Origin of the sequence: Corynebacterium provencense, assembly GCA_900049755.1 — a bacterium.
GTDB classification, from domain to species: Bacteria; Actinomycetota; Actinomycetes; order Mycobacteriales; family Mycobacteriaceae; genus Corynebacterium; species Corynebacterium neomassiliense.
In genome coordinates this window covers 679,284-689,225 of the sequence record LT160593.1, presented here as the reverse complement: position 1 = coordinate 689,225, position 9,942 = coordinate 679,284, and the positions used below count along the sequence as shown (strand labels likewise).

Sequence of the window (9,942 nt, the reverse complement as noted above, 5' to 3'; positions counted from 1 at the left end):
CCCCCCGGCACAGAGAGCGGTGGCCCAGAGACCGGCAAAAGTGTGCCCCACCCGCCGTGCCCAGGTGAGCCTCAGGTACCCCGGGGCAATGTTGTTTGAGGGCGGTGGGGGCCTAACTCTAATCCCAGCCGAGGGATGTAAAAAAACCACCCGCCGCCCCGGGCGACGGGCCCGAACCCCCGGCCCCGCTCGAACCCCCCCGGCCTGTGCATGCCGCGCAGCACGAACGGTTCCGGGACACCCCGGGGACCGCGCCCGCCCGGTCCGGTCAGTCCGGCCCCCACGGCAACAGCGGGAACAGCTACACGTCCGGAAATCTCGATGACATCCTCTGACCCGGTGGACAACTCCACCGCAGCAGGGGTCCCGGCGGTACTTCCCGAAGCCGTGGCGTCCTTCATCACGCAGTATCCGTTCCCCCTCGACGACTTCCAGCTCCGTGGCGCCTGTGCGGTCGCCGCCGGACGAGGGGTCCTGGTGTGCGCCCCCACCGGGGCGGGGAAGACCGTGGTCGGGGAGTTCGCCGTCCACCTCGCCCTCCAACGTGGCGGGGTGTGCTTCTACACCACCCCGATCAAGGCACTGAGCAACCAGAAGTACCACGACCTTGTCGCGCGGTACGGACCGGAGAAGGTCGGCCTGCTCACAGGAGACACCAGCGTCAACGGTGACGCGCCCGTCATCGTCATGACCACCGAGGTGCTGCGCAACATGATCTACGCAGGCTCCGAACGGCTCGACAACCTCACCCACGTCGTGATGGACGAGGTCCACTTCCTCGCCGACCCTTCCCGCGGGCCGGTATGGGAGGAGGTCATCCTCAACCTCGACCCCTCCGTCGTCCTGGTGAGCCTGTCGGCGACGGTGAGCAATGCGGAGGAGTTCGGAGGCTGGCTGACCACGGTCCGCGGTGACACCGACATCATCATCACGACCCACCGTCCGGTCCCTCTCGACCAGTTCATGATGGTCGACCGGCAGATCCTTCCCCTCAACGACCCCGGTCACCCCGAGGAAGCCAACAGGGCCGTCCTCGCCGCAGCGGCGCGCGCGGAGGAGAAGGGCAGACGCACGGGACCGAAACGCACCGACGTCATCGCCCGGATGGGGGCCGCCGGAATGCTGCCGGCGATCTACTTCATCTTCTCCCGCGCCGGTTGTGACGGAGCGGTCCGTCAGCTCCTCGTCGACCGCGTACGCCTCACCACCGACGCCGACCGGGACGCCATCCTACGCACCGTCGACGACGGGGTCCGGGACATCCCCACCGGCGATCTCGGCGTCCTCGGCTTCCGCCAGTGGCGTCGGGCGCTGGGCAACGGCTACGCCGCCCACCATGCCGGCATGCTGCCCGCATTCCGCCACATTGTCGAGGACCTGTTCAGCAGGGGCCTGCTGAAAGCCTGTTTCGCCACGGAGACGCTCGCACTGGGCATCAACATGCCCGCCCGGTCAGTGGTGCTCGAGAAGCTCGTGAAGTACAACGGCGAATCGCACGTCGAGCTCACCCCGGGGCAGTACACGCAGCTCACCGGAAGGGCGGGACGCCGCGGCATCGACACCCGGGGCAATGCGGTCGTCCTGTGGTCCAGGGGACTGGACCCTCACGCCGTGGCACAGCTCGCCGGGACCCGGACCTACCCCCTGGACTCCACCTTCCGACCCGGCTACAACATGGCCGTCAACCTCATCGCCACCCGGGGATACGACGCAGCCCAGCAGCTTCTGGACCGCTCCTTCGCCCAGTACCAGGCTGCCGCACACGTGGTGGAACAGGCCTCCCGGATGACGCGCAGACGCCGTGACCTCGCCGGCCTGGAGAAGGACCTGGCAGGGCAGCTGCGGTCACAGCACACGGACCTGACGTCCCGGGACGTCATCGAGTACGCCGCCCTGCGCCGTGACCTGGCACTGGCGGAGCGGAAGTCGAAACTCGATTCCGGCAGCCAGCGGGAGAAGGAGATCTCCAACCTGCTGTCGTCGCTGAGTGTGGGCGACATCATCGCCCTGCCCACCGGCAACAACCCGGACGTCGCGGTGGTCGTACGGTCAGACTCCGACCACAGGCACCCACGGCCGTGGATCGTCGTGGAGGACGGCTGGTGCGGTCCGGTCGCCCCGGAGTCCTTCGGCAATGTGCCGGTGCCGGTCGGTCACATGAAGCTGCACAGGAACGCGGGACGCTCACCGAAGCGCAACGCCCGGGCGGTGGCGTCCAATCTGCGGCGTCAGCGGGTCGACAGGCCACGGAAGTTGAAGATGAAGGCCGGCGGCGGCTCATCACGCGAGGCGGCGGTTCTGCGGGAGAAGGTGCACATGCACCCGGTGCACTCGCTGCGTAACCGGGAGGATCTGGTGCGCCCGGCCGAGCGGGTCGTCGCCGCCCGCCGGACCCTGGACCGGGAGCTGGAGGCGGTGACCCCGGATTCAGAGACCCTGTCAGCGACCTTCGACCACATTCTCGACCTGTTGGTGGAACTGGACTACGTGGAGTACGCCGGTGATCCCTTGAGGGAGAACCTGCAGGTCACGACGGAGGGAGAGCGCCTGTCCCGGATCCACCACGAATCGGATCTGCTGGTCGCCCAGTGTCTGCGACGAGGAGTGTGGGACGATCTCGATCCGGCGGAACTCGCGGCAGTGGCCTCGACCGTCGTCTTCGAGAACCGTCGTGAGACCACCGGACGGCACATCACCGAGGTGCCGACAGAATCCCTGGCCACCGCGATATCCGCGGTGGGACGCATCCACGGTGAGCTGACCAGCGACGAGACCCGGCACGGACTGCCGTTGACCCGCGAACCGCAGACAGGTTTCGCCACCGCCGTACACCAGTGGACCTCAGGTGCCCCGCTGGACTACTGTCTGCGGGCGGCTGAGGCCGCCGGCTCACAGCTCACCCCGGGGGATTTCGTACGCTGGTGTACCCGGGTGATCGACCTGCTGGAGCAGGTGAAACGGACCGGCTACGCAGACTCCGTGAGAGCCGCCGCACGCAGAGCGGTTCCCGCGATCCGGCGTGGCGTGGTGGAGCTCGGAGCTACGTCGTAGTCGTAGAGTGGGGGACCATGACTGTCCCGTTCCCACTTTCCACCTACACCGCACGTCTCGACGCCGTCGCAGCGCTGCTCGGGCAGCAGCACATCGACGCCGCGGTACTCACCCCCGGTGCCGACCTACGGTTCCTGCTGGCCAGCGACATCGACACCCACGAGCGATTCTCAGCCCTCGTCATCACCCCGACCACCCGCCGCATCGTGGTGCCCGCCGTGGACGCCGGGGCACTGCGCGACGGGATCGCCGGACAGGCCGGGGTACAGGTCGTGCCGTGGACCGACGGTCAGGATGCACTCGAGCTCGCCGTCGGAGACCTTCACAGGCACGCCGCAGACGCCACAGTCGCGGTCTCCGGCGAGATGCCCGCCAATCACCTGCTGAACCTCCAGGCCCGCGGTCTGAGAACGGTCAACGCCACCGCGGTACTGCGGGACGTGTTCATGGTCAAGGACGCGTCCGAGATCGCGGAGCTGCGTCGGGCCGGGGCCGCCATCGATGAGGTGCACCGTCAGGTCCCCGGTCTGCTGCGCGCCGGCCGCACCGAGCGGGAGGTCGCCGGTGATCTGGAGAAGCTCATCCTGGCCGGACATGTGGCCGTGGACTTCATCATCGTCGGCTCTGGCCCGCACGGCGCAGACCCGCACCACGACTACTCCGACCGGATCCTGGAAGAAGGTGACATTGTCGTCATCGACATCGGAGGCACACTGGACTCCGGATACCACTCGGACTGCACCCGTACCTATATCGTCGGCCCGGTGGACGCCGCCCGCCCGGACCAGGCGGAGGCGTACCGCGTCCTGCGCCGGGCACAGCAGGCCGGGCTGTGTCTGGAGTTCAGCCGTGTTCTCTTCCGATCTGCTCTCTCTTATCCCCATCTAAATGTGTATAAGAGACGTACCGCGTCCTGCGCCGGGCACAGCAGGCCGGGCTGGACGCCGCGAAGCCCGGCATCACCGCCGGTGCACTGGACACGATCGTCCGCGACATCATCGTCGACGCCGGCTACGGCAGGTTCTACACCCACCGCACCGGCCACGGCATCGGCCTGTCAGGTCATGAGGAACCGTTCATCATCGCCGGCAATGAACTCACACTGGAGGAGGGCATGACCTTCTCTGTCGAGCCGGGGATCTACGTGCCGGGCGACTGGGGTGCCAGGATCGAGGACATCGTGGTGCTCACCGCTGACGGCTGCGAACCGTTGAATGTCACGACCCGCGACCTGGTCGCAGCAGGTGCAGGGGAGGGGTCATGAGCCGCATCGTCCTGTTCGGGGCGAGCAGCGAGATCGGCGGAGAGATCATCACCCGTCTCGCACCGGGCAATGAGATCGTGCTCGCCGCCCGGCGGCCTGAGTCGTTGACCGCTCTCGGGGACGCCTGCCGTACGGCAGGAGCTGCTGTCGTCGAATCTGTCTTCTTCGACGCCGACGATGTGGAGGCGCAGGCGTCCGTGATCGGGGACATCGAGTCCCGCGGCGCGATAGACACGGCAGTGGCCGCTTTCGGTGTCCTCGGGGACCAGGAGCTGGCTGAGCGCGACGGTCGCGAAGTGGCACGTGTGCTCCACACGGATTTCACGGCGCAGGCGGTGCTGCTCACCGAGCTGTCGGAACGGATGAGGGCCAGGGGGAGGGGCGACCTGGTGGCGTTCTCGTCGATTGCCGGGGCGCGGGTGAGGCGTCCGAACTATGTCTACGGTTCGGCGAAGGCCGGGCTGGACGGGTTCTGCCAGGGCATGCAGGACGCCCTGCGTGGCACCGGAGTGCGGTTGACGGTCATACGGCCGGGGTTCGTCATCGGCCGGATGACCGGGGGGATGGAGCCGGCACCGTTGTCGACGACACCGGACGTGGTGGCGGATGCCGTGGTCAGGGCGCTGCAGAAGGGGACTACCGATGTGTGGGTGCCCCGGTCGCTGGGACTGCTGGCCCGGGTCATGCGACTGGTGCCGCGTTTTCTGTGGCGGCTCGCACCACGGTGACACCGTACCTGTCCGGTGCGGCCGGTACAGTGGTCCGCATGCTCCGCCTCCTGTTCCTGGTCTATCCGGCCGTCGAAATCGTCACTCTCGTTCTCCTCGGACGATGGGTGGGGTTCGGCTGGGTCTTCCCGGCGCTCCTGCTCACACCGGTCATCGGGTTCCTCATCGCCAGGGCCCTGCTCCGCAGAATGCGGAGCCGTATCCCCTCCCAGCGCTCCGATCCGGCGAAGACCGACACTTTCACGGCAGAAGCCGCGGTGACGCTGCTCGCCTGCCTTCTTCTCGTCATTCCCGGGATAGCCACGTTCATCATCGGTCTCGTGGTGGCAGTGCCTCCGGTGAGAACGGTCATCGCTTCACGTCTCGGTCGTAGTCTGGGACTTCGCGTCATCTCCGTCGGTCAACGGTTCGCCGGTTCCGGGACCGGGATCTTCACAGGCAGGGGCCGAAATGACGGCGACGCCGGCTGGGGAGAGGTCATCGACCACCGCGCCGGGGAGGCCGGTGACGGCGGTACGGTACGTGACCGGGAGGATCCTCCGGGAGGTCACGGTTCCGGTACCACCGGGGACGCCGGTGACCCCCGGTGACCCGTTCCGGCCGAGGCGGATCGTCTGAGCCGGCAGGGGCGGCGAAGCCTGCCCTGAGATTCGCCGCACTGACTGCTGCAGCAGCCTTCGCCGGGGTCGCCCAGTTCGCCTCCTACCAGCCCACGGGGCTGTGGTGGGCGGCACCGCTCGGATTCGGCGTCCTCTTCCTCGCCGTCTACCGTGTCACCGACGGCGCCGGTCCTACCGGCTCCGCCACGCGGCACCCCACCCGGTGGATCCTGTGGTTGACCTGGGTCCAGGGACTGACCTGCTACCTGTTCCTGCTGCCGTGGGTGGGGGAGTACGTCGGCGCGATCGCCTGGATCGGTCTGTCACTGGTCGAATCCCTGTACTGCCTGCTCTTCGGCGCCGGACTGGCGTACCTCCTGCGCCACTGGCACCGTCATCCGCTGCTCCTGCTGGCCGTGCCCGCCTGGTATGTCGCAGTGGAGTGGCTGCGCGCCAACTGGCCGTTCGGCGGGTTCGGCTGGGCCCGTCTGGCCTGGGGTCAGCTGGGGGGACCGCTGGCACAGTGGATCAGTGTCGCGGGTCCCGCTCTGGTCGGGTTCGCAGTCGTGCTCACCGGTTTCGCACTGAGCCTGCTGGCGCACCGGCGGTGGGTCAGTGGCGCCGTCCCGGTCGCTCTGGCCCTCATCGGCGGTCTACTGATTCCTGTGGTCTCTCCGGTGTGGTCCTCCGGTGATGACAGTCCCACCCTCAACGTCGCCGCCGTGCAGGGCAATGTCCCCCGTCTGGGGCTGGACTTCAACGCCCAGCGCGAGGCCGTCCTGGACAATCACGTACGTGCGACCGAGCAGCTCGCCGCCGAGGTCAGGAACGGCCAACGGACACGCCCCGACCTGGTGGTCTGGCCGGAGAACGCCTCCGATGTCGACCCCTACCGTAACCCTGACGCCTACGTCCGCATCCAGGACGCGGCCGCTCAGATCGGTGCGCCGGTCCTCGTCGGGGCGGTGACCCGCGACGAGGAGGGGGACCGGAACGTGGTGATCGTGTGGGATCCGCAGAACGGCCCCGGCCAGCAGCACGTCAAGAAGTACCTCCAGCCGTTCGGCGAGTACATGCCGTTCCGCGACCTGCTGAGGCATGTCAGCCCCTATGTCGACATGGCGGGGAACTTCCTCCCGGGAACCGGCGACAACACGGTGGACGCCGCGGGGCAGACCCTGGCCGTGGCCACCTGCTACGAAGTGTCCTTCGACGGGGCCTACCGCGACGCCGTGCGCAACGGTGCGACGGTGTTCACCAGTCCCACCAACAATGCGACCTTCGGTTTCACGGACATGACCTACCAACAGTTGGCGATCAACCGTATGCGGGCGATCGAGTACGACCGTGCCGTGGTCGTCGCGGCGACCTCAGGGGTCTCCGCGATCGTCGAACCGGACGGTTCGGTCAGCCAACGTACGGAGATTTTCCGGCAAGGCATTTTGCAGGCGGATGTCCCCGTGCGGGATACTGTGACGTTGTCCGCACGTGTCGGGCCGGTGGCGGAGTGGGTGTTCGCCGCCCTCGGCTCCGCAGCAGTGGTGTACGCCTTCGTGGCTGCCCGCTCCGGCCGCTCCGGCCGCACTGTGGAAACCGCCCGTCCCGCACGACCGACCCGAACTGTCCGTCCGACCAAACAGAGGTAAGCAGTGGCACATCCCAGCGACAGAACCCTCGTCATCATCCCGACCTTCAACGAGAAGGAGAATCTGCCCCTGATCACGGGCAGGGTCCGGACCGCTGAACCGGAGAGGGTCGACATCCTCGTCGTCGACGACAACAGTCCCGACGGGACCGGGGACCTCGCCGACGAACTGGCTGCCGAGGACGGACACGTCCACGTGATCCACCGGGCCGGCAAGGGTGGTCTCTGCGGTGCCTATGTCGCGGGGTTCAGGTGGGGCCTGGAGAAGGGGTACGAGGTCATCTGCGAGATGGACGCCGACGGCTCCCACGCCCCCGAGCAGCTGCACCTCCTGCTCGACCAGATCGACAGGGGAGCGGACCTCGTCATCGGCGCCAGGTACGTCCGTGGTGGCCGCACCGTGAACTGGCCCTGGTACCGGTGGCTGCTGTCCAAGGGCGGCAACATGTACATCTCCCTGGCCCTGGGAGCCGGACTGTCGGACATGACCGCCGGCTACCGGGCGTACCGTCGGGAACTTCTGGAGCAGTTCGACCTGGACGAACTCTCGGGTGCGGGGTACATCTTCCAGGTTGATCTGGCATGGCGGGCCGTGCAGGCCGGGGCAGACATCCGCGAGGTACCGATCACTTTCACGGAGAGGGTGATCGGCGAATCGAAGCTTGACGGGAGCTTCGTCAAGGACAGTCTCCTCGAGGTCACCAGATGGGGTCTCCGGCACCGCCTCGAACAGCTCGGAAAGCTGACGGCGTCCCTGCGGCGCCGGTTCGGCCGGTAGAGCCGGCAGTTTCAGTTAGCAGCCGCCGGGGTCCCGCAGGGCGGTCCGGCCGGCCACCGGAACAGGCTGACGTTGCCGGCTCCGGCCCGCGGAGACCTCAGGAGCTCCGCTGACAGGGCCGGTCTACGACTGGGACTCCTGTTCCTTGAGAAGCTTCATCGCGTTTCGCCGGCGCTTGCGGAGAAGCTCGATGCGCTCCTCGAGGAGTACGTCGAGTTCCTCGATGGAACGGCGCTCGCGCAGCATGTCCCAGTGGGTACGCGGGGGCTTGACGGGCTTGGACTCCTGTCCTTCACCTTCAAGCAGTTTTCCCACCTGGCCGTTCTTGCACAGCCACTCGTTCGGGAGTTCGGCGTCATCGGCGAAGGGGACCTCGAAGATCTCCCCCGATTCGGTCCGGTACTTCGCCACGTTTCGGGGTGCCAGGTCATGGTCACGGTCCGTCTCATAGGAGACGGCGCCCATCCTGCTTCCGCGGAGAACGCGATCTGCCATCGCTGCATCATCCTTCCGGTCTCTCGCGTATTGTCAACCCCATAATGTTACCCCACATTCCCGATCCTTCCCACCGCAGCTCAGAACAGGTCACCCACTGTGCATGGTGCGGCAGGGAAGTCACCCAGTCCGGCAGCGGCCGCCGCCGCCGCTACTGCGGTCACTCCTGCCGGCAGCGGGCGTATGAGCAGCGACGGGACCTGGCAGGAACTTCTGTCCCCGCCGACGCTCTCATTCTGCCGCGCGCGGCGGCCGAGGAGCTCACCGACAGACTGTTCGAGCTGCGCTGCAGTGCCGAGGATGTCGCGGAGGCCGTCGCGGCGGGGGAGGACGCCGAATCCGTCGGTGCGCTGTGCCGTGAGCTGGTCGACCTCGCCCGGGCAGCGGAGAAGATCCGGGGCCGGGTCGATGAGCGATAACCGGTCTTTATGGACCGATGCGGGTCCGGGGGCCGGTGCCGGATAACATGGTCGGCATGCGTAAGGGACTTGTCACGCTGTTCGTCGTCGCAGTCATCGCCATGGCTGTCGGGTTGGTCGCACCCCCGGTGTACCGGCTCATCACCAGTCACGGACTGCAGACTGCGTCCATCGCCGACGGATCAGGGGAGCCCGCGAGCGTGGGAGTCGACGGTCACTGGTCGGTGATCCCCGGGGTGGGTGCGAACCGGTCCCAGGCCGGCTACACCTTCGATGAGGTTCTGCCGGGTCAGGCCAAGACCACTTCCGGACGCGGGGAGGGCGTCACCGGCGACCTCATCGTCAACGACGGCACCCTCACCGAGGGCACCGTCACCGTCGACGTCAACTCCATCGGCTCCGACATCGAGAAGCGCGACATCAACGTCCGGCGGCACATCCTCCAGACCGACCTGTACCCGGACGCCGTGTTCGAGGTCACGAAACCGGCAGACCTTTCCGCACTGCCGGACGACGGGACCGCGGCCACGGTGAAGCTCACCGGTGACCTCACCCTCCACGGTGAGACGAGACAGGTGTCGGCCGACCTCAAGGTTCTGAGGACCGGGGAGAACGTCATCGTCGAGGGTAAACTCCCGGTCGTGCGCAAGGATTTCGGGCTCCAGTCGCCGCAGTTCGTCGCCTCCCAGATCGCCGACGACGGTACCATCGACCTGCTGCTCGTCCTCGCCCTCAGCTAGCCGTACCGGAAACAGGAGTTACCCGTGGACCGCACTGTCATGGTCACCACCCGTTGGATACGGCTGGTGACACTTCTCGCTTTCATCGTCGTACTGCTCTTCCTCGACGGCTGGGTGCCGCTGGTGTGCGTCGCCGTGTGTGTCCTGTTCCTCGGGTTCACCGGCTGGCAGCTGTGGAAGCTGTACCACGACGAGAAGTACCTGAAATAGGAGGAGGGCCGGG

Annotated in this window: 9 protein-coding genes and 1 pseudogene; 9 read left to right on the top strand and 1 reads right to left on the bottom strand. The window is 67.2% G+C overall.

Annotated features, from left to right (window positions below):
• Window positions 1-321: 321 nt before the first annotated feature.
• From BN3906_RS09550 to BN3906_RS09525, 6 genes and pseudogenes are all read left to right on the top strand, one after another.
• On the top strand, window positions 322-3,051 hold the full coding sequence (locus tag BN3906_RS09550; protein WP_261796949.1) for a DEAD/DEAH box helicase: 2,730 nt from the start codon (window positions 322-324) through the stop codon (window positions 3,049-3,051).
• A gap of 17 nt (window positions 3,052-3,068) precedes the next feature.
• Window positions 3,069-4,315: pseudogene (locus BN3906_RS09545) on the top strand (M24 family metallopeptidase).
• Entirely contained in the window at window positions 4,312-5,043 is a 732-nt protein-coding gene (locus tag BN3906_RS09540; RefSeq protein ID WP_066587658.1) for an SDR family NAD(P)-dependent oxidoreductase, read from the top strand. The pseudogene BN3906_RS09545 and the gene BN3906_RS09540 overlap by 4 nt, the downstream one beginning before the upstream one ends.
• A 38-nt stretch (window positions 5,044-5,081) precedes the next feature.
• Window positions 5,082-5,633 (top strand): FxsA family protein, encoded by a 552-nt coding sequence (locus BN3906_RS09535; RefSeq protein ID WP_078057483.1) that lies wholly within the window; start codon window positions 5,082-5,084, stop codon window positions 5,631-5,633.
• Window positions 5,630-7,288 carry an apolipoprotein N-acyltransferase gene (gene lnt, locus BN3906_RS09530; RefSeq protein WP_315969042.1) on the top strand — a complete coding sequence of 553 codons (1,659 nt, stop codon included), beginning with the start codon at window positions 5,630-5,632 and terminating at the stop codon, window positions 7,286-7,288. The genes BN3906_RS09535 and lnt overlap by 4 nt, the downstream gene beginning before the upstream one ends.
• A 3-nt stretch (window positions 7,289-7,291) precedes the next feature.
• Entirely contained in the window at window positions 7,292-8,065 is a 774-nt protein-coding gene (locus tag BN3906_RS09525) for a polyprenol monophosphomannose synthase (protein WP_066587655.1), read from the top strand.
• 123 nt (window positions 8,066-8,188) lie between these two features.
• Here the strand turns inward: BN3906_RS09525 and BN3906_RS09520 are convergent, their stop codons facing one another.
• Window positions 8,189-8,560: an RNA polymerase-binding protein RbpA gene (locus tag BN3906_RS09520; protein WP_066587654.1), complete on the bottom strand. Its 372-nt coding sequence runs from the start codon at window positions 8,558-8,560 to the stop codon at window positions 8,189-8,191.
• A gap of 44 nt (window positions 8,561-8,604) precedes the next feature.
• Here BN3906_RS09520 and BN3906_RS09515 point away from each other — a divergent pair, with 44 nt between their 5' ends.
• The 3 genes from BN3906_RS09515 to BN3906_RS09505 are packed head-to-tail and all read left to right on the top strand — an operon-like array spanning window position 8,605 to window position 9,929.
• A complete protein-coding gene (locus BN3906_RS09515; RefSeq protein WP_066587639.1) occupies window positions 8,605-8,979 on the top strand; it encodes a hypothetical protein in 375 nt (124 codons plus the stop codon).
• A gap of 56 nt (window positions 8,980-9,035) precedes the next feature.
• Window positions 9,036-9,719 (top strand): YceI family protein, encoded by a 684-nt coding sequence (locus BN3906_RS09510; protein WP_066589689.1) that lies wholly within the window; start codon window positions 9,036-9,038, stop codon window positions 9,717-9,719.
• A gap of 24 nt (window positions 9,720-9,743) precedes the next feature.
• Window positions 9,744-9,929: a hypothetical protein gene (locus BN3906_RS09505; RefSeq protein WP_066587633.1), complete on the top strand. Its 186-nt coding sequence runs from the start codon at window positions 9,744-9,746 to the stop codon at window positions 9,927-9,929.
• The last annotated feature ends 13 nt before the right edge of the window (window positions 9,930-9,942 follow it).

Coding starts and splice junctions, on each gene's coding strand:
- BN3906_RS09535 (WP_078057483.1), top strand. CDS start 5,082: ATGCTCCGCCTCCTGTTCCTGGTCTATCCGGCCGTCGAAATCGTCACT.
- BN3906_RS09510 (WP_066589689.1), top strand. CDS start 9,036: ATGCGTAAGGGACTTGTCACGCTGTTCGTCGTCGCAGTCATCGCCATG.
- BN3906_RS09550 (WP_261796949.1), top strand. CDS start 322: ATGACATCCTCTGACCCGGTGGACAACTCCACCGCAGCAGGGGTCCCG.
- BN3906_RS09540 (WP_066587658.1), top strand. CDS start 4,312: ATGAGCCGCATCGTCCTGTTCGGGGCGAGCAGCGAGATCGGCGGAGAG.
- BN3906_RS09515 (WP_066587639.1), top strand. CDS start 8,605: ATGTTACCCCACATTCCCGATCCTTCCCACCGCAGCTCAGAACAGGTC.
- BN3906_RS09520 (WP_066587654.1), bottom strand. CDS start 8,560: ATGGCAGATCGCGTTCTCCGCGGAAGCAGGATGGGCGCCGTCTCCTAT.